The sequence below is a fragment of the Bacillus sp. FSL K6-1284 genome, from assembly GCF_038002625.1.
GTDB classification, from domain to species: domain Bacteria; phylum Bacillota; class Bacilli; order Bacillales; family Bacillaceae; genus Bacillus; species Bacillus paralicheniformis.
Map to the genome: position 1 here is coordinate 1 of NZ_JBBOCW010000002.1, position 18,459 is coordinate 18,459.

At 48.6% G+C, this 18,459-nt stretch carries 24 protein-coding genes and 2 pseudogenes; 3 read left to right on the forward strand and 23 right to left on the reverse strand.

The genetic code is table 11. The annotated features are described in order from the left end of the window. Positions 1 to 116: 116 nt before the first annotated feature. On the forward strand, positions 117 to 449 hold the full coding sequence (locus tag MHB72_RS22315) for a hypothetical protein (protein ID WP_340904245.1): 333 nt from the start codon (positions 117 to 119) through the stop codon (positions 447 to 449). 33 nt (positions 450 to 482) lie between these two features. Here MHB72_RS22315 and MHB72_RS22320 read toward each other — a convergent pair whose 3' ends face one another. From MHB72_RS22320 to MHB72_RS22335, 4 genes are all read right to left on the reverse strand, one after another. Then, positions 483 to 1,283, reverse strand: a complete 801-nt coding sequence (locus tag MHB72_RS22320; RefSeq protein WP_340904246.1) for a hypothetical protein — start codon at positions 1,281 to 1,283, stop codon at positions 483 to 485. An 88-nt stretch (positions 1,284 to 1,371) separates the two neighbouring features. Next, positions 1,372 to 1,860 carry a hypothetical protein gene (locus tag MHB72_RS22325; protein WP_340904248.1) on the reverse strand — a complete coding sequence of 163 codons (489 nt, stop codon included), beginning with the start codon at positions 1,858 to 1,860 and terminating at the stop codon, positions 1,372 to 1,374. Then, entirely contained in the window at positions 1,853 to 2,242 is a 390-nt protein-coding gene (locus MHB72_RS22330) for a sigma factor-like helix-turn-helix DNA-binding protein (RefSeq protein WP_340904251.1), read from the reverse strand. The genes MHB72_RS22325 and MHB72_RS22330 overlap by 8 nt, the downstream gene beginning before the upstream one ends. Next, positions 2,242 to 3,516, reverse strand: coding sequence for an HsdM family class I SAM-dependent methyltransferase (locus tag MHB72_RS22335; protein WP_340904254.1), 1,275 nt, complete (start codon positions 3,514 to 3,516; stop codon positions 2,242 to 2,244). Before MHB72_RS22335 ends, MHB72_RS22330 begins: the two co-directional genes overlap by 1 nt. A 110-nt stretch (positions 3,517 to 3,626) precedes the next feature. Here MHB72_RS22335 and MHB72_RS22340 point away from each other — a divergent pair, with 110 nt between their 5' ends. Then, positions 3,627 to 4,013, forward strand: a complete 387-nt coding sequence (locus tag MHB72_RS22340; protein WP_340904257.1) for a hypothetical protein — start codon at positions 3,627 to 3,629, stop codon at positions 4,011 to 4,013. Here MHB72_RS22340 and MHB72_RS22345 read toward each other — a convergent pair. From MHB72_RS22345 to thyX, 4 genes are all read right to left on the reverse strand, one after another. Continuing rightward, positions 4,002 to 4,562 (reverse strand): AAA family ATPase, encoded by a 561-nt coding sequence (locus MHB72_RS22345; RefSeq protein ID WP_340904258.1) that lies wholly within the window; start codon positions 4,560 to 4,562, stop codon positions 4,002 to 4,004. The genes MHB72_RS22340 and MHB72_RS22345 overlap by 12 nt on opposite strands. Next, the gene (locus MHB72_RS22350) at positions 4,559 to 5,587 is read right to left on the reverse strand and encodes a hypothetical protein (protein ID WP_445684631.1); all 1,029 of its coding nucleotides are present in this window, start codon (positions 5,585 to 5,587) and stop codon (positions 4,559 to 4,561) included. Before MHB72_RS22350 ends, MHB72_RS22345 begins: the two co-directional genes overlap by 4 nt. A 93-nt stretch (positions 5,588 to 5,680) precedes the next feature. Continuing rightward, positions 5,681 to 6,253 (reverse strand): 3D domain-containing protein, encoded by a 573-nt coding sequence (locus MHB72_RS22355; protein ID WP_340904262.1) that lies wholly within the window; start codon positions 6,251 to 6,253, stop codon positions 5,681 to 5,683. Further along, positions 6,223 to 7,017: an FAD-dependent thymidylate synthase gene (gene thyX / locus MHB72_RS22360; RefSeq protein ID WP_340904264.1), complete on the reverse strand. Its 795-nt coding sequence runs from the start codon at positions 7,015 to 7,017 to the stop codon at positions 6,223 to 6,225. The genes MHB72_RS22355 and thyX overlap by 31 nt, the downstream gene beginning before the upstream one ends. Before the next feature lie 99 nt (positions 7,018 to 7,116). On the opposite strand from thyX, the gene MHB72_RS22365 reads away from it, so the two are divergent. Beyond that, positions 7,117 to 7,485: a DUF2513 domain-containing protein gene (locus MHB72_RS22365; protein ID WP_340904267.1), complete on the forward strand. Its 369-nt coding sequence runs from the start codon at positions 7,117 to 7,119 to the stop codon at positions 7,483 to 7,485. Here MHB72_RS22365 and MHB72_RS22370 read toward each other — a convergent pair. The 15 genes and pseudogenes from MHB72_RS22370 to MHB72_RS22440 form a co-directional block, all read right to left on the reverse strand. Next, entirely contained in the window at positions 7,478 to 8,023 is a 546-nt protein-coding gene (locus tag MHB72_RS22370) for a dUTP diphosphatase (protein WP_340904270.1), read from the reverse strand. The two genes, MHB72_RS22365 and MHB72_RS22370, sit on opposite strands and share 8 nt — an antisense overlap. A 52-nt stretch (positions 8,024 to 8,075) precedes the next feature. Then, positions 8,076 to 9,044, reverse strand: a complete 969-nt coding sequence (nrdF, locus tag MHB72_RS22375) for a class 1b ribonucleoside-diphosphate reductase subunit beta (protein WP_340904272.1) — start codon at positions 9,042 to 9,044, stop codon at positions 8,076 to 8,078. Positions 9,045 to 9,058: 14 nt separating this feature from the next. Then, complete coding sequence (locus tag MHB72_RS22380; protein ID WP_146873962.1) at positions 9,059 to 9,295, reverse strand: hypothetical protein; 237 nt, start codon at positions 9,293 to 9,295, stop codon at positions 9,059 to 9,061. Beyond that, positions 9,283 to 10,602: pseudogene (locus MHB72_RS22385) on the reverse strand (ribonucleoside-diphosphate reductase subunit alpha); the annotation flags it as partial. The gene MHB72_RS22380 and the pseudogene MHB72_RS22385, both read right to left, overlap by 13 nt. Positions 10,603 to 10,666: 64 nt before the next feature. After that, positions 10,667 to 11,398 carry an NUMOD3 domain-containing DNA-binding protein gene (locus tag MHB72_RS22390; RefSeq protein WP_340904276.1) on the reverse strand — a complete coding sequence of 244 codons (732 nt, stop codon included), beginning with the start codon at positions 11,396 to 11,398 and terminating at the stop codon, positions 10,667 to 10,669. 153 nt (positions 11,399 to 11,551) lie between these two features. Then, a pseudogene (locus MHB72_RS22395) lies at positions 11,552 to 12,337 on the reverse strand (ribonucleotide reductase N-terminal alpha domain-containing protein); the annotation flags it as partial. Then, positions 12,327 to 12,746 (reverse strand): hypothetical protein, encoded by a 420-nt coding sequence (locus MHB72_RS22400; RefSeq protein WP_340904277.1) that lies wholly within the window; start codon positions 12,744 to 12,746, stop codon positions 12,327 to 12,329. The pseudogene MHB72_RS22395 and the gene MHB72_RS22400, both read right to left, overlap by 11 nt. Beyond that, positions 12,739 to 13,092 (reverse strand): class Ib ribonucleoside-diphosphate reductase assembly flavoprotein NrdI, encoded by a 354-nt coding sequence (gene nrdI, locus MHB72_RS22405; protein WP_340904280.1) that lies wholly within the window; start codon positions 13,090 to 13,092, stop codon positions 12,739 to 12,741. Before nrdI ends, MHB72_RS22400 begins: the two co-directional genes overlap by 8 nt. Next, positions 13,086 to 13,235, reverse strand: coding sequence for a hypothetical protein (locus tag MHB72_RS22410; RefSeq protein ID WP_340904281.1), 150 nt, complete (start codon positions 13,233 to 13,235; stop codon positions 13,086 to 13,088). The genes nrdI and MHB72_RS22410 overlap by 7 nt, the downstream gene beginning before the upstream one ends. Then, positions 13,232 to 13,420 (reverse strand): hypothetical protein, encoded by a 189-nt coding sequence (locus MHB72_RS22415; RefSeq protein WP_340904282.1) that lies wholly within the window; start codon positions 13,418 to 13,420, stop codon positions 13,232 to 13,234. Before MHB72_RS22415 ends, MHB72_RS22410 begins: the two co-directional genes overlap by 4 nt. Next, positions 13,417 to 13,617, reverse strand: a complete 201-nt coding sequence (locus tag MHB72_RS22420; protein WP_340904286.1) for a hypothetical protein — start codon at positions 13,615 to 13,617, stop codon at positions 13,417 to 13,419. The genes MHB72_RS22415 and MHB72_RS22420 overlap by 4 nt, the downstream gene beginning before the upstream one ends. Beyond that, on the reverse strand, positions 13,614 to 13,883 hold the full coding sequence (locus tag MHB72_RS22425; protein ID WP_340904288.1) for a hypothetical protein: 270 nt from the start codon (positions 13,881 to 13,883) through the stop codon (positions 13,614 to 13,616). The genes MHB72_RS22420 and MHB72_RS22425 overlap by 4 nt, the downstream gene beginning before the upstream one ends. Positions 13,884 to 13,887: 4 nt before the next feature. Next, the gene (locus MHB72_RS22430) at positions 13,888 to 14,406 is read right to left on the reverse strand and encodes a crossover junction endodeoxyribonuclease RuvC (RefSeq protein ID WP_340904291.1); all 519 of its coding nucleotides are present in this window, start codon (positions 14,404 to 14,406) and stop codon (positions 13,888 to 13,890) included. A 148-nt stretch (positions 14,407 to 14,554) separates the two neighbouring features. Then, a complete protein-coding gene (locus MHB72_RS22955; protein ID WP_445684630.1) occupies positions 14,555 to 15,169 on the reverse strand; it encodes a hypothetical protein in 615 nt (204 codons plus the stop codon). Between the two features lie 435 nt (positions 15,170 to 15,604). Further along, positions 15,605 to 18,436: a DNA polymerase gene (locus tag MHB72_RS22440; protein WP_340904297.1), complete on the reverse strand. Its 2,832-nt coding sequence runs from the start codon at positions 18,434 to 18,436 to the stop codon at positions 15,605 to 15,607. Positions 18,437 to 18,459 lie beyond the last annotated feature (23 nt).

Here is an 18,459-nt window from a genome sequence, read left to right on the forward strand (position 1 = left end):
AAAAATACGATTTCAGATTTAGAAGACATCAGCGGGTACCTGGCGCAGATTGCAAAAGATTTTAAATCGAAAGATAAAATGCTGGCAAACTGGCTTAAGCTTTAGGAGATGACATAATGGAAAATTTCAATAAACTCGCCTCACTTAACAACTTAAACGGAGATCAAGAAGATACCCTCTTCATACGGCGCAATCAGCTTCAAATGCTGAAAACGGGCATGAGAGGAACGGCCGCAACGAAGCTTGAAGGCATTAAAACGACACTAAGACCGAAGTTTAAGATAGACGATATACAAAAAGAAATGAACAGCGTCTATTCATCGCTTCTCTACAGCTTTGAAGGAAAAGCGCAAGAGGCGCTTGCTCAACACATCAGCCAAAGCGCCCAGCAGCTTATCGCGACAGAAAAGGATGGAGAGAGCTTTGTGAACGGATTTAAGACGAGATAGAGGCGCCAATTACGGCGCCCTTTTTTCGTTCATCTACGGCTTCTTAACGTTAAACATCGCAAGTAGCGTCTTATCAGGCGCCTTCGACTGTCGATAAAACACGTTAGGATTAAACGTATATCGTTCCGGTTCGCTGCCGACCTTTATTCGCGCGACAACGAACTCACCGTCGAATTTCATCTGCTTCAGCCGCCGGCCAAGCGTATCAGGCGTTACTCCGATCGCCTCCGCAAGCTCTTTCTTATTGAACCATCGGATATGCTTCGGATTCTTTTCGAATGGATTTTCGCAAAGAGCGTTTGTTTCGTAGTGGACGAACGGTAGCATCCGGTAGATCAGCCCGATGTCCGTCGCTTTCACTTCGCTGTAAACCTTCTTAATCTTTGCGGTATACAATTTGACGACGTACTGGCTGCCGAAGTTGCCCTTGAAATGATAGCGTTCGTTCACCGAGTATATGCCGCCTTCCTCCCGGATAATATCATGCGCAGTACAGGCGTTCAGGAAATCGTAGAATGTCATGCGCTTTTTCGCGAGCTGTAGAACGGACATCATATCCGTAGTGGTCATCGGCGTTTTGTCGCGGCTAGATTTAACGAGAACACCGTTATAATCAACGTAGCATTGCAACAGCATGAGATAGCCGCATTGTGCCGTCGTGAGAGCGTCATAGACTTCGTGAATGTTCGGCATATTCGCGTTGGAAAAGTCGCGCCTGTCCTGCGTCTGCTTTTGCTGCTCCCGGAAGGCTTCGTCTTGATTCCGGTGCCTTAGCGTGTAATCTGTCGATAGATCCTCGCCTGTCTCTGCGTTTACTACTCGTAATCTTTTCAAAATATCGTCCCCTTTTTCGCAAAATAAAAGAGCGCGTGTATGGCGCCCTCATAACGTATAGACAGCTAAACGGCTAAAATATCGGTGTTTAATGAGAAATTTTTTCTCCGGTTTCGATAACGATCGTGAACTGTCCCGGGGATCTTCCCTTTACGAAATCATTATAGCGGTTCCTTCGTTCTTTATTCCGCGCCCTGGCCGCCCTATCAACAAACTTTTCCTCGTAGGAAGATCGTTTTCTTCGCGTGGGAGCTTTATAGTTTCGGCCATCTGCCCCGTACTCTTCGGCAAGTTTTTCGGACGCTTCCGACTTGATACGCTCCTCTCGCTGTGTTTCGCTCATGATCGGGTACTCTTCGCGAGCCATTTTATCCGGGTGTGGGTTCGTTAGCTCTTCGTAGATTACGAGATTTGCCATACGTTCAAGCGCGATAGAATCCGGGTGCTCTCCGACTGCATCAAAATAAGCGTCAGCCAGCGCAGTGATCTCCTCTATTCGTTCGATCCGGTCAAGCTCTCCGACTTTCGTTTGTTGCTGTAATTCCGTAATCATTTCGTGCAGTAGCGCTTTATCCATTAATTCGTCCTCCCATCGTGTACCCTTCGTTATGTCCCGCCCAATAGTAGTAAATATCTGCGATTGAATCAGCCGCTCGATTTATCAGATGATTAACGGAATCCTTGCCGACTCCCATCCGTTTCCCCGCCTCGACTTGCGTCAGGTCTTCGAAGTATACAAGCCGAATGGCCTCACGCTGTCTTTCGGTCAGATCCGCAAGCTCAATCGCGTTGTGCAGATCGAGCAGCACTTCGGCAGCTTCGTATTCTCCGAGTCGTTTGCGGCTGACGAACTTCGGATAATCGGAGAGCAACGTTTTGACGCCCTCCGCATTGTCTAGCGCATAAGCCGCCTCAAATTCGCGATCCTTTCGGTGTAGATCGACTTTGACTGATCCCATTAAACCGCCTCCAATTTCGCTGAGTTATGTCGTTCACCGTAGGAATCGCGCAGTCTATCGAAATAGTTGCGGACAATTTCGTCCTGCCAATCGAAATCAAACGAGCTCACCATACGGCCATTCCATTCGATCTCATCTCCTGCCCCTAGCGTTAATTCATTCCATCGGTAAGGCCCGTCTGAGAACGTTCTTTCCGCGTCTCTGTGGCCGTCGCAGATACCATTACCATGAGAGAAGAAAAACGCGTCGTTACCTTTCTCGATTCCGTGCCAGCTTGGAAGGTGCGGATATAGATTTTCGCGCATTAGGTTGTCGTCAGTAAAATCGTTAAGAAGTTCGTCAAGTTGTGTTAGACCATCGCCCCATTTATCCGTCGACTCACCTTTCGCGTCCCATCCGATATCTGTTACTTGAGCGAAATAGGCTGGCGGCTGGCCTTCGAGAAACTTTGCGTCGTATTCCGTTATGTCTTTGTCTCCACCTCTTCTAAAATTCGATTCCCATTTTATAGTCGCGGGCGATATTAATTGCGTACCAGGTGGCGCCTTCCGTAAAATCAAAATCTGCGTTGGAACCGTTGTTCCTACGTGCTGGAACGTCTCTCTCGGCAACATAATCGTCGCAACTTGCCAGCACGTTTCGTGCATCAACTTCCGAATCTTGGCCGCGTAGTTACCGTAAGATAGTCCTAACGGAAGGACAAACGCAATATATCCGCCAGGCTTTGCCGCCTTGATTGCAAGTTCAATAAACGCAACCTCTGACTTTCCGCCGTATTCGCTCTTCTTTTTTGTAACTGACCGCCACTCTTCGCCCTCTTGCGGTTCGAATTTAACAGTGACGCCATACGGAGGATTTCCGACAACTAAGTCGTAATAGTCCCGGCGATCATGAACAAGCGCATTCCCTTCAATAATTTCAGCGTCTGGATAAAGCAACGACGTTACCTTTGCGCTTGTCTTATCGAGTTCTAACGCAGTCAGATCGGCTCCGTCCGGAGCGTGTTCGAGAAAGACACCGGCGCCGACGGAAGGTTCGAGGACTTTCGGATTCTCAGGTAAGCGCGGCTTCAGTACGTCCCATATGAATTTAGCGACGTGGGTTGGTGTGAAGAATGCGCCGCCTGAGAATGCGTTCGGTAACAGTCCGCCAGCAGACGTATAGTTTTGTCGTAAGAATTCGAGATCTTCTTCGGTTATTTGGTCGCGTTCCTTTGCGATGATTTCCATTGATTTAACGTTACCTTCCCAACGTTTGCGAGCGGCTTTCCCCATTCAGTTTCCTCCTTCGTTAATAACTTCGTTAACAATTCGCACATCTCCGTTGACTATCGGTAACTACTCCGTCTATACTGAACGTAAATACTTTCGTAAGGAGATTCGTTATGGCACTTACGTGGATTTCAAACGACTTTGATCGCAATACCAAAGCGTATATAACAATCGAAAAGCAACGACGTTTATTTATTTCGGCCGGTGCGCGGCGCGTCATCGGACTGCCTACGGACGGACCGTTTTATTTATCCATCGCATATGACGCGGCAGAAAAGCGCATTGTAGCCGGCAAGCCCGAACTCGTTAATCACCCCAATAACGTTCCGTTCAAATTCGATAAGCGGGGCAACGTTTCGGCATGGCCGTTCTTGCGTAAAATCGGCATTAATGTCGATATGCTTCCGCAACGCTATTATTTGATCGGCGATGGCGAGGCGTCAAAACAACCGTACCTAGCTTATCCGAAGCATACATACGCGTTTCAGTTAGACGAGTAGTTCCGCCATAATCGCGTCCAGTTTCTCGTACAACTCTTCCGGCTTACCTGCGTTATCAATTTCGTAATCAACTTCGAAACTGTCAACGGCAAGCTCAGTCGGATGTTCCAAGTCGGCAAGGTCGAATTGATCGCCGGCTTTTTTAGCGCGTTCAATACGGATCTCGGCCGGTGCTGTTATGCGGATAAATACGAAGCCTTCGTCCTTCAGCCGCCTGTATTCGTTAGGCTGGCGACAGTCGTCGATGATCACGCGATTCTTTAGCGCTGTGTTACCGCAGTCGCAAGGATGGCGTTCGAGATAGGCGGCTATTTTCGGCATGAGAGCGTCGATCCATACGTCCTCTCCGAACTGTTTCCGCGCCCACTGTCCGAACTCTTGATAATGAGCGCGCGGCTTCGGATTTCTCGGAACGTGAGGGAATGCGCGGTGGAATGCGTCCTTCAGCTCGTCGCCGAATGCGAACGGCTGGAAATCGTAGTGAAGCGAGATGTACGATGCAGCAAGCGACTTGCCTGCGCGAAGGGGTGCGGTGAGGGCGATCTTCATTGGCGTTCCCTCATTTCGTTAAGAAGTGCGATAACTTCTTCGGCAGTGAACAAGCGCGTATCTGAGTCGGATTCGAGGTGCGCCACCTTTCCGTCGGTTTCCTTTGCGGCATACTTCAGCGTCTCCATTTCCGACTCTATGCGATCCATACGTTCCCAAACACGCTCAATCTCTTGTTGGCGGTATAAATGTCGTTGCGATTGCGCGTGTACGCCTTTGTCTAATCGCGCCAATTCTTCGCCGAGCATCCGGTTGTCTTTGTGCAGCGTGTCGATTTCGTCTTGTAGGCGGGACATCTTTTCGTGGGCGTGATCGGACCACAAATCATACTCTTCGTAATTAGAAGCGACTCTCTCCTCTAACGTAGCGATATCGTGGCGGATGTCCGAATCGGCATTCCGCAGCTCAGCGATTCTTCCCGGCCCCATTTCGTTCCATCCGAGATCTTCCTTGATGCGTTTGTTCTCGCGTTCCAACTCCGCAACACGCGTCGCCAGGTTAGCGATAACGTCGATCGGGTCGGATGGTTGCGGTTCTTCTTCGGAGGATTCGGCCGGGACGAGGACGCGATATTCTTCGTCATAGATGCACTTTCCGCAGGCTGTTCTAGCGCTCGCCGATCGTTTTGTTGCCACATCAAAAATGTCGCCATTGTGGTATGTCCCGAAGGATAGGATCGCATCAACAATAACGATCTTCTCGCCTACTTCCGCCTCTCGGTCGACCATTTCGTAGAGCTCTCCGTCAATGTGGACGACGTTGGTCGGTTCGAGGACGTTGTATCTTTCATGCGAAATGAACCACGATGCATTATCGTAATTACTCTCGAACTTAGCCGAAACATCATCGCACCCCACGTTTTTAACCTCTCCGCAATCTCCTTCGCAGAAATAAGGCAGACTTTCTTCGATCGCAATAATCTTATCGCCAACCTCCGCCTTCCTGTCGACCTCTACATATTCGCGTTTGATTCCGCCAAGTGATTCGTCAGCCAATACGTGGATTTTTTCGTTAGTTTTCGTCATAATTTCATCCTCCTTCGCAATCTTATCTACCGTAACAAACATGTCAGCGAGATTCTTTCCGTTAATATAAATGGCCATCCGATCAGCCTCCCGTTATTTAATAACCCGCAACTCTACCGGCTGCCGACCGAACTGAACCGCGTCTGACTCATTCGCGACCAATAAATCGAGCCGTGCGCCTTTAATCGCGCCGCCGGTATCTATCGCCTTTGCCCGAAAGCTCGAACCGTCAGCGAGCCGGACTTCAACCGTAGAGCCAAGCGCAATCACAGACGGATCGACCGCTATGACGCGTGCTCCTTCGTAATAGATCGAATGGCTGACGTCGACTCCCGTTTTGGTGATGCCGGTGCAGCCTTCCGCGCAGAATGCGGTGTAAGCCGTGGCCTCGAACGTTTTCCATTTCTTTGCGACCGTTTTCTTCGGCTGCTTCAGCGCCTTGATTTCGTCCTCAAGCGCCTGTATCTGCGCGTCCTTTTTCGTTATCTCTTTCGTTAATTCTTTGCTGCGTGATTCAGCCGATTGGATGGCGGCCTGCTCTGGCGTTATCCTTGGCGGTTCTGGCGGCTGATCTGCCGGACAATGGCCGGAGAATAGCTGCGCTGTTAGCGTGAAATTCGTTAGGATTCCGATGCTTACACCTCCTCGAAGAATTGCGCGGTCCACGGCTCTACATTAACGACTTCCTGGCGTAGAGCTTCCGCAAGGTCAGTGATCTCCTTTTGCGCACCCTTGCCCGGCTTCCGTTTCGAGTAGAATTCGAGAAGAGATCGTAGATTCGCAGTCATTACGAGATTAGTTGCGGCTGCTTGCGGGAGGACAGCGCGGGCATCTTCTGCGGGAACGCCCAGCTTCCGTAAATCATCGTATGACTTCTGCGCCCATTTCATTGCGCGAGCGAGAACGCCCTCCGCATCATAGACGTCCAAGTCGTCGTCAACAAATGTTTTATCACCGTTCTTAACGCTATCCGGCGCAATATAATCGAACCCGCCGATCTTATCATCGCTTCCCATCCGCACATAGCGCTGTGACTGAACGCTGAAGCTAAATCCGACGCGATGGCGAGTAAGCTGCGCCAATAACGCCCGGCTGACGCCTTCAATCGCAAAGGTGAACGTTAGGTGTTCGAGAGTCGACGTGTGGCCGGACCGGACGATCATTCGGAAAAGGCGATCGGCGTCCGTGCCTGCGCCGCCATCTGACGCTTTGGAGCCGAAATACTTGGCGCCTTCCTCTGCGACGATTTCGGACGGTTTGTTCGGGGAATAGCACGTTCTAATTGCGGTTAGGGCGACCGCTTGGCCGTCTGTTACGTCGTGATCATCTAGCGGATTCTCAGCAAATTCTCCGTAATCCAGCGAATGGATAAATTTCTCGCTTAATTGCGTATGTGCGATTAGCTGTACGTTCATTTTGGTTTCCGCCATTTATATACCAACTCCGTTTCAATCTACAGTAAAATACATTTCGTTTTTTGAAGATCAATGAGATAATTACCTTATCAAAGAAATAGGAGGAACATTTATATGGAACTAAAACATGATTGTGTTAGAGATTTATTACTAACTCTCGAAGATAATCTAAAACTCAACTCGACTTTAAGTACTTCTGAGATCACGGCACTACCAACAATGAAAGATTACAGTCCAGCAGATGTAGTGTATACAATTAACAAACTAAATGAAGCTGGTTTCATAAAGTCCCACTCCTATATGGGAGGCGGTTTGGATGTCTCCGATATTACTTACTATGGTCATCAGTTTCTCGATAATATTCGAGACCCGGATATATGGGCTAAAACTAAAGACACTGCAGCGAAGGTTAAAGGAGCATCTCTTTCTATATTAGGTGAAGTTGCGGTCAGTTATATTAAGCAGAAATTAGGACTTAGCTAACCCCGCTACTCCCAAAGCCGCCCGCTCCCCGATCGCTATCGTCCAACTCGGCTACTTCCGTAAATGCCGCCTGCTCGACCGGCTTAATTACGGCCTGGGCGATACGATCTCCTTTGCGGATGAGATACGTATTGTTTGGATAAAAACCGAAGTAATCCCATTTGTTATCTAGCGGGTCTCCAATGACTTCCGGCGAAGCAATCTCATCATACTCGATCGCTTTCCGGTCAAGATCGATACCTAGCACCTTCAGATGCGCAATATTATCGACAATCACTCCGACTTCTCCCCGATAGCCCGCGTCAACTGTACCGAGCTGAACGCGAAGCTTCGTCTTCAGCGTAATGCCGGAGCGTGGCCGGATCTGCATTTCGTAGCCTTCCGGAATCTCGAACGCTAGCCCCGTTTTGACTAGCGCGGTTTCTCCCGGCTCGATAACAACGTCTTCTGCCGCAACTAGGTCGAAGCAAGCGTCGGAAGCGTGAGCATATTGCGGAATTTGTGCATCGGGTGATAAGCGTTTGATATTTACGTTCATTCGAAAACCTCCTCGTTAATAGTTGCGTATATACTTTCGTTATTGGACGCGCTCACTCGAAATAGAAATCGTCATCCTGAAGCGCTTCAACAGTCGCCTTCTTATATCCGTTGCCCTTTTGACTGAAGAAGTCCATCGATTTCGTCTTCGTACTCAGCCCGTTCAGCACGATCGGATTTACCGTTTCATCTTCGAAATACGGATCGAATCCGAGGTTCATCAACGCCTTGTTTCCGTTGTATCGAACGAACTTTTTAACGTCGTGAGTCAGTCCGACCTGATCGTAAATATCCTCGGTGTACGCCGCCTCATTCTCGTAGAGTTCCGCAAGCAATTCGACGGCAAAATCGCGTAATTCGATCTGAACAGCCGGTGACTGGCGGTTGTAAATTTCCTGCGCAAGCAATCCGACATAGACGCCGTGGATCGCCTCGTCGCGGATAATCAAATTAATGATCTCGCCGCTGTTCATCAGCTTTCCTTGGCCGTAGAAATATAACGGATAATAAAAGCCGCTGTAGAACAGGAAGCTTTCGAGGTATACCGACGCAACCATCGCCTTGTATAACGAAATGTCATCGCCTGCCTCAATCGCGTTATACAGTCCGCCAATGATTTCGGCTTTCCGCTGCAAATAGCGATTCGTCTTCACCCATTCGAACAGTTCCGTTATTTTCTCCGTTGGTGCGAGCGTCATGAAAATGTTCGAATAGGATTTCGCATGGACTGCGTTCTCCATCATCGCCATGAAATTCAGGACGGCTTTACGTTGGTGGCCGGATACCTGGGCGGCAATTAGCGGCATTCCCGTGTTCCCTTGCTCCGTATCGAGTAACGTTAAGCCCGCGAGAACTTTCATATACGTATCTTGTTCGTTGGCTCCGAGATACTTCCACGTTAGAAGGTCGCCGTTTAGCGAAATCTCTTCCGGCAACCAAAACTGCTTAACGTTCTGTTCGTAAAACATCTGCGTGAACCCGTCGTCGTGTTGCGACCAGTTGGCCGCTGTATATTTCGTCAATTATTCGTCCTCCTTTATTGCCATCCTCGTTGGTAAAAGAATGCATCAATGAATTGTGGGAGAGTGTAAAATATATTAAATACAGGAAGTAGAACAATGAGTGTGTCTACAAAATCCCACCAATCTCGCCATGGTTTATCGCTTTTCCAATTGTTATTAATAGCGTAATGCAACATTAATGCGCTGAGTATTACAGACAAAATGTAGACGCCAATTAATAAGAGTGCTTCTTCACTATCTAAACCACGCATGACAAGCAACCTTCCTGCCCGGTATCTTTAGTCCGCGCATAATACAGCGTCTTAATTCCTTTGTGATGTGCGTAAAGGTCAATCCGGTTCAGATCGCGCGTCGTCATCGTATCCTTTAAGAACAACGTAAATGAGATGCCTTGATCGACGTGCTGCTGAATTGTCGCGATCATATCGACGACTTTAAACATATCCATGTCGTACGCTTCCTTATAGAAGAACCAATTCTTCGCGCTAAGCCCCGGCATAGGATAATACGTCTTCGAATTACCATACGTACGCTCCTCAATGCGCTCCATAATCGGCATGACTGACGCAGTAGCCGACTGAACGTACGAAATAGAACCCGTCGGTGCGATCGCAAGTCTGTATGAATGGTATAGTCCGTATTTCCGTATGTTCTTCGAAAGCATCTTCCAGTCGTATGGATGTGGTAAATAAAAACCTTCGAAAAGCTTAGACACGCGCTCTGTCTGCGGAAGGAATTCCGTTTCATAGTCGTAGTAATCTCTGAAGTAGCTACCATCCGCATACGTTGACCCTTCGAAGCCCTCGAACGTGCTGCCGGTTTCCTTCGCAAGCTCCATCGACCGCACCAGCGACCAATAATTGACGAGCGCAAAGAATACGTTAGCGAAGTCGCGCGCCTCTTCCGATTCATAAGCGATCCCATTTTGCGCAAGATATCCGTGTAGATTCATCGCGCCAAGTCCGATCGAACGCATCTGACGGTTAGCCTTAGCGACTGCCGGCGCGTTCTTGATATTCGTTGATTCCGAGACTAGCGTTAGAGCATCTACGGACAACTTAACGATCTTTCCGAAGTCGCCGTTTTTCATAACGTTCGCAATGTTTAGCGATCCGAGATTGCACGAGATGTCGAGGCCAATCGCGTCCTCTTCGCCGTAGTCGGTGTATTCGGAAACCTGCGATACCTGAAGAATTTCGCTACAGAGATTCGAAAATTTCACTTTCGAAATGTGATTCAGCGCATGAGCTGCGTTTACGTTATCTTCGAACATGATGTACGGATAGCCCGATTCGGACCGCAGAATCGCGAGTTTTTCGAGCAGCTGCCGCGGATTAATCTTGTCTTTGCGGACGTTCGGATTCTCGACGAGCTTATCGTACATTTCTCCGATATCCATTTCGTCAAGATGCTCTCCGTATTCCTTATAGACCGTGTGCGGATAGAAAACGTATGCGTCCCGGTCTTCGCGAGCCAATTCGATGAATTTATCCGGGATGACGACGCCGATCGATAACGTCTTGACCCTTACGTCTTCATCTGCTGATATTTTTTTGGTCAGTTACCCTTGCATTTCTACAAGGACTGGACTATATCTTCATCTACTAGAGATGCCTTGCGCTTCAACCGGCGCTAATCTCCGGCTTACTATTAGTCTCTACACCTTCCGAGCACCTGTAATAGTTTTTGAATCTTGGATTATTCACTCGACTTGTTATAGTCGTTCTACTTATTCCTAATTGTCTACTGGCCTCCGCCATCGAACGATAAAACAGTCCATCTATAAAGATCCCGACATTATTACCATTATTTAATCTAAGTTTACGGCGCTCTGACTCTGTCTTCTCTCTCCCCATATGCGCAACAGACATTTTCAACTTGGTTTCTTCAGTGTGCTTTCTGCCGTCAAATCGTTTTGTAATCCTGCTTCTCATCATTTTCATATGGTCTGAATTTCCGTACCACGGGTTATTCTCTCCCGAATTTATTTCAGACAACTTTTGTCTAATTTCTTCGCTATGTGTTTTGCCGAACATTGGGTTATCTTTACCTCTATAAGACATCCCAAAAGCATTATCGTATAGGTTATATCTCATCGATTCGTTAGATTTAGAAATAAACTCCTGCTCAATATCAAATAATGCGTTTCTGTCTATTCCGTTAAAGAGTTTTAGAACCTCGAATTTAAAGGATTCAGCACCATAAATGTTATAATCCTCTTGCATTGGTTTATTGTGGTGATTCCCTCTCTTTAATAAGTTGAAGTGATCTCTTTTTCTTTTTTTGTAGTCTAAACTACTTCCGATGTAATACCTTCCGTTCTTTGAATTAATAATTCTGTATACAGCCTCCACGATTTCACCTCCTTTTGTGCTCGGCTTGGCACGGGATTGCCACCGCCACTACGCGCTGAGGTTTCCCCGTTAGCCCTCGAATGAGGACACCGCTTTTGCGTGCGTTCACAAGGTTTTCACTACCCAATCGCTTGGATAGGCGACTACCAATTAATCGAGAAAAGCATCAATGTCCGCATGAAATACGTTAAGATACGCTGCGCCCGCGCCCGCTCTTGCGCCTTGCTGATCTGCATAGCGGAAGGCATTATCGAGGAGTTTCATAACTCCGACGACGCCCTTCGTTACGTTCTCAATTCCTTTGATCGATTCACCTTTCGCTCGCAGCTTCGATAAATTTAAACTTACGCCTCCACCCATCTTCGATAGTTGCATCGCTGTCCCGATCGCCATTTGAATATCGTTCAACGAGTCGCCTACTTCGAGAAGGAAACACGATACTAATTCGCCACGTCGCTTCCGGCCGGCATTCAAGAACGTCGGTGTAGCCGGTTGATATTCCTGCCGGATCATCATTTCCGCAAACTCGACCGCCTTGTCTGCGTCTCCTTTCGCGAAAAATAGCGCACAGATGGCAATCCGGTCTTCGTACCGTTCAAGGATCTTCTTCTTATCGTTCGTCTTGAGCGCATAGTCGTTGTAAAACTTGAACGCACTCATGAACGAAGGGAAACGGAATTTCTTCGCATAAGCCGCCTTGTAGACCGCTTTGATTTCGTCGAACGTGTACGGCTCGAAGACTTCGCGTTCGTAATAATCGTTCTCGATTAGATAGTCGAGCTTTTCGCTCAGATCGTGGAAAAATACCGTATTCTGATTCACGTAATCTATGAAATAACTCCGGACGGCTTCGGCATCCTTTTCGAATTGAAAGCCGCCGTTTTTCCGTATCATAATTTCGTTATTAAGTTCGATATACTTCGCGTGTTTATTCGTCATTGGCGTCCTCCCCTATTAGTTTTCGCAGCTCCTCGTCGGCTTGTTTGGCTCTCTTTAACTCCTCGGTAGTCTCTGCTCCACTAAACCATGTATAAAAGCAAGAGTCTTTGTAATACCATTTTGTTATAGATGTGCCGAGAGGTTTCCAATAAGCTCCCAAACGCAACCACTCGTCTGTTAATTTTTTATATTCAACTGCCGCGTTTAGGTACTCATGTCTGTTTATGGTCTCTGCTAATAATTTATCCTCGCCCTTTTGTATATCGCTCTCTAGCTTTTGAATCCGTTCCTCGCGGAATTCAGCGGAAAAATCCGACTTGAGATGCCTTAAAAAAGTTTTCATCTCATCCAGGCTGAGTTCACCGTTAATGTATTTCCATTGAAGATCCCTGATCGTCTTTTCAGCCAAGAGCGCTCACCCTTTCCGTAAATATCCGAACATCCTCCGCCGTCCCCGCCAGCTCGAACTTGTGCACGATCGGCACTCCGTATTCTTCCGCAATCAGATCCGCAGCCTTTGCGAAGTTACTCCCCCAGTTGCGATTGCCTGACGCAGCCACGCCCGCCATTAAATCGCCATTGTCCGCGAGGAAATCCCAAACGGTGCCGGCGACCTGGCCGAATCCGTAAGTTCCCGTTACCAAGACGAATGGCTCCGTTAATAGCATATCCGCCTTGATTTCGACCGCAGGAAGGCCGGTCTTGGCTACGAATCGGCGGACGTTTCCGGCCAGCGAGTAGTAGGCGATTAGCATAACGACGCCACCAACACTCCGATAGGAATCGCGTACATAATTAGGACGATAATTTTCGCAAACCTTTCCGCTTTTGTTTTCGCTTCATGTCCGAGTACCAGCAATGTAAGAAGCGCTAAGCACGCTATCGCAACGTATGTCATTCGGAATCATCTCCGTCTTCTAATTTCGAGAGTTCGAACTGTAATTCGTCGATTTCGTACTCCGCCGCCTCGATCTTATTTTCGAGGTATCGAATATCGTCTCGGAGATCCTCGATTTCGTCCTCGTGAGTATCGATCTCGAACTCCAAATCCGCTATCATTTTTTCGATTTCTTCGCGTGTCATTCGATCGACTCCTTCCGTTTTAATTCCGCCTCTATTTCGTCTTTCCGCGCCAGAATCCGGTCACGTTCGATTTCCAATTCGACCTTCTTCCGCTCATGTCGGCTGATTGCGTAATCAACATCGGTAAGTTGTTCGTCAAGCCATCGCAAGGACTGCCGCAACTGTGCGGCCGGTGCGCCGTAGCATTCGTATGTCATTGCGTTTCCTCCTCTACGTCCTTTTGAACGCGTTTATGTTCGCGGTATGCGGTGTGCAGTCGGTCAGCTAATCCGGTGAGTAATGCGGTCACTACGAAGACTACTGCGATAGTGGCTCCGACTTTAACGATTGCGCCGACCTCCGGGACCGATAGTAGCGCCGTCACGATGATGTAGCCTGTCAGACATCCTGCAGAAAACAGTCCGAGTAATAAGGTGAGCGCAATCAAGTACGCTAATGCTCCGATAAGTCGCTGTTTAAACATCCGATCACTCCTTCGGTTTAATAATCTTCTCGCGAATCAGGTACGTCAGCGCCACCGCACAGGCATCGCTATGATCGTCCGTCGCGAATTTGTGGTCGCCCGGTAGACCGAGCCATTCGCGGGCGCCCTCGGCAACTTGCGGCTTCTTGGCGTTTCCGTTTCCGGTGACAGTCTTCTTAACGTTTGCCGGCGTCACATGGACGTCGATATCGTATCCGTATCGGTGTAACGCCCGTTCAACAGACGACCAGGTTCCGTGAATCTTATTGTTTTGCGCATAGTTACGGCTTGGCGGCCATATCTCGCGAACGATTACGTCGAACGGCTGATTGTCGCGAACAAATAGTAGCGTAAATGCTTCGATCTCCTCATAGCGCAACGGCTGATCGGTTGATGCGGACGTTTTAAAGTGGGCGGACTTTATGAGGCGAGCTTTCCCGCCCTTTGCTTCGATGATTGCGAATCCTGGCGATGTTAGCGAAAGGTCAAGGCCGAGGATCCGGATAGGCTTGGCGCTACTCATCGCATCACCGAAAGCGCAGCATCTCGCCACTCTTCAATCTTTCGCAACATACGAACTTTCTTCTCTTCGTCGATGTATCCCGAGATTCTTCTCTTGAGAACAACATGACAATAATCTGTTAGAATGTCGTCATACTCTTCGAAACACATCATTCCGCCTCCCCTTCGCGAACTCTTTCGATAAATTCGAGCGCCTCAACGTACTGCCGTTTCGTAGATTCGTATACGTTCGACCTCCGTACTTGCGATACTTTTGCGCGAATCTCCGCCAGCTCTTCGTCCGTCAGCGACTTCGCAATCGCCGTCTTGTATCCGTTAAATGTCCATCCGTTCAGATCCAACGGTAAAGGCGCTCCTTCCTCGACAGACTTGCGGATCTCTACGAATCTATCGAATAGGTGCTCTACGTCTTCCTCCGTAATTTCGATGCCGAACGCCCGCATATCCGGCGACTTTTCGAATTCCCCTTCCGGATACGTCCACGATTTCTTAGACGCGTTTACGTAGAGGATGACGTATAAGTCGACGCCGTACATCGGACCGTAGGCGACGCATTGTTTAACGTGCTTTTCCTCCGGCTGTCGCATCGAATGGAGGGACGTCTTTGCGGCGGTCGTCTGCTTCGATTTAATTTCGAGTCCAACGCGCAGCACTTCGCCATCTTCCGTTACGTAGCGCATGATGCCGTCGCATGTTCCGTAAAGGTTGAACGAGTAGCCGCGATGTGTGACCGGATGATTCCTTTTCGCGAAGTCCTCGAACATTGGCGTTCCGTCTTCGTTCTTTTCGAAGCTGAACGAACAGGGGCGACCGGTCTTCTTCTCGAAATGTTTCTCCATGAAGAGAATGTCGCGCTGGATTACGTCCCCAATCGCCGTACCGATGCGAGTCCATCGTCCTTGATGCGGAGGCTTCTTCGTTTCGTCTCTCGGAGATCCGATCGCCTTGTGGTAAAGCTCACGAGGGCAAGCGTTAGCAGATGACGGCGAGAAATACGGTTTCTTCGGAAAGACTTTCGGAGCATTGGCGTACCATTTATGAATCTGCGCGTCCAGGGCGTTATCCCACGTCTCCGGCAGCGAGTGCCATTCGTTCAGATATTCGACCAACTCATCCGCAATCTGCTGCGCGTATGTGGTCGGCTCCTTTATATGTGCCCGCAATGAATTTGCGGCTAATCTTCCGTTTGAATTCGTCAATTAATCGTCTCCTTTCGGTTTTCCGCTCTCAAAAACCCAATCATTCGGGCTATATTCCTCCATCCAACACGGCTCGATTACTGTGTCGCAAGCTAACGGAAGGACTAGCGTGAATGTGTTTGTCATGATATCGTCTAATAAATCCGTTGCTTCTTTCGTTAATTGATCGTTTGGTGTAGCAAACTTCAATTCGTCGTGCAGTGTCAGCGGAAACTCCCACCCGCGCTCAAGCACACATTCGTAGTAAGCACGGATCATACACATCTGAAGAATATTCGCACCCGACCCTTGAATCGTATGGTTAAACGCAGCGCGCTCGCAACCGCCTGTAAATCGCATCAGATCCCAAAATTCAGAGCGTTCTTCCCAGCGTAATTTATTCGTTTTCTTGCCGAGTTCCGGATCGTTTTTGTCTTTGATGCCGCACTTACGCATTAGTTGACAAAGCTGTTTGTATTTCTCGACGTACCCTGGAAACCTGCGCTTCTGTTTGAAGATCGTCGCAGTCCATCCGTGCTTGCGTAGGTGAGCGAATGTGGCTTCGACCATTCCTTTGAATCCCGGCAATATTTCGTCAAAACGTGCATAGGCTTTTTTCGCAGATTCTTCGGTTATCCCACGTTTGATTGCGGTCTTAATAAACTGATCTTCTCCTTGCCCGTATCCCTTTGCCAGGAACATATCTTTCGTCAGTTTTCGATACGCCGGAACTTCATTCGGTGTACCCTTAACTGAGTCATAATACTTCTCTAGGCAAAGCTTACGGTCTACTTCGAACATAGTGGAAGCAAATTCAACGTATGGGTCGAGTCCTCTCCGATACATATCCGCGAATATCTCGTCGTTAAACTCCGTCGCCATCCTATGCGCTTGAATCCTCGGCTCTATCGATGATAAGTCGGATCCTAAGAACGTAAATCCTTCCGGCGGCTTGAACGCCATCCGCACCCGCTGCCCCTTTTCGGTACGCGACGGGATGTTCTGGATATTCCGCCCCTTTTCCGTCTTCTTCGGCGCTTCGACTAAAACGCGCATGTGATCGAGGAAGTTGTCGTCGTTGATGTCTACGCGATATAAGTCGTTGTCCTTTCCGGTATATCCCTTTGAGCTGTAGCGCCCGGTCGATACGGTTTGTAGTTGCGTATGGAGACGGCCGTCGACGTCTTTCACGTAAGGAATCCGGTTGATGAACGTTCCCAATAACGTCGTCAGCTCCGAAAATATCGCTAACGGTTTGAGCCGCGCATCTTCCTTGAAGTAGAGCGCTAATACGTCCTTACTGACAGCCCGTGTTTTCTTCTTATCGATAATCTTCGTTTTGTCCTCGATCCCGATTACGTCATAGATTAAATACTGAAGGTGTTGATCCGAATCGAGATTGAATTCGTGAATGTAGTCCGGCGCGTTCTGCGGAATAGCTGGCGCAAGAGGCTCCGTTTTGTACTTTCGAATACGCTCTTTTAATTGCGTATATTTCTTCGTTGCCGGGTTCGCCTTCTCAATTTCCGCCTCACACTTCGCAAGCATCTCCTGCTGTTTTGCGATCTGTTTCTCGCGGTTATCTTGCCACGCTTTGATCTTGTCGCCCTTTAAGTGCATCGACATTTTATAGAGGAAGTCGTCGTCGATACCGTATGCTTCGTGAATGTCGTCGATCGCTTTTTGTAGCTGCGGCTCATACTCGGCTTTTAACCGTAAGAGCTCATCGTCATCGATCACGAACCCAGTTCGCTCGATCGTCGTATTGACTTCGTATAGATACTGCCGGATCTCAAAATACGGATAATACAAGTCGTCGATCTTCAGCATCATATCGATCTGCCAGCGCGTAAGGAGCCACCCTTTCTCAACGTCCTTTATCGCGTATATGCCGACGATCTCAGGCGAGTACACCATCGGGGAGCCCTTTCCGAAAAGATCCTCGAATGTGAAATCGTCCAGGTGATCCGCGCCGATGTACTTTTTGTACTTCGTGACAAGCTCCTTCAAACCCATCGAAGGCTCATGCTCGTTCATAAGCTGCGCGGCATCTAACGAGTCATATCGGAAACCCTTCGGCTCTAGTCCGTCATTCAGAAACATCGAGTAGTCGAAGGGCGTGTTGTGAAACGATTTGATATGACGTGCGTCTTCGATAAAAGCCCGGCAAATTTCCAACGCAGCAGACCGCGAGCATTGTTCGTCGTCAGTCAAATGTCCGTAAGCAACGTAATAACCTTCGTTAAGACACGGCAGCCAGAACGAATACCCACCGGACATATCGATTCGTGTATCTGTCCCGGATGTCTCCGTATCCCATTCGGTGAACGACATCGCGAGAGGAATTTCGATCCCACGCTCGGCTAACTTCCGTCGGATGTGCGTATTGTTGAAAAGATCGAAAACTTTCCGGAACCACGGATTGAGCTGCTGCGCTTGGACTTCTTGACGTAATCGTTCGATCATAGGCGCCAAGTCTTCGTTTTTGGTGATGACGAAGTAGTTATCCGGCTTTGTCTTAAGCGTCTCCTGAATGCGTTCGTGCCGCTTTGCCTCGTTTTCCTTCGCGAGTATCTGACGGCCAAGTCCGCACGCTTCAGTTTTCGTAAACTTGCCGGTCTTGGTACGGACTAAGCTTCCGTCCTTAAACGACCGGAGAGCAGCGTTAAATTCCCGCTTTTCCTTGTCGTTAAATTTGCACGTTCTGGCGAGACGATCGAACGCTTCCTCTAACGTCTCCTCTCGCTTTGCGCTTTGCTTCCGCTTAGCTGTTTCGGAAACTTTTTCGTTTTTAACTTCGTCATTTTTAGGCGTCAAAGCGCTAAGATTCAACCGAAGATTTCCGAGTTCCATTCGCATCCTCCTTCCTCGCGTGA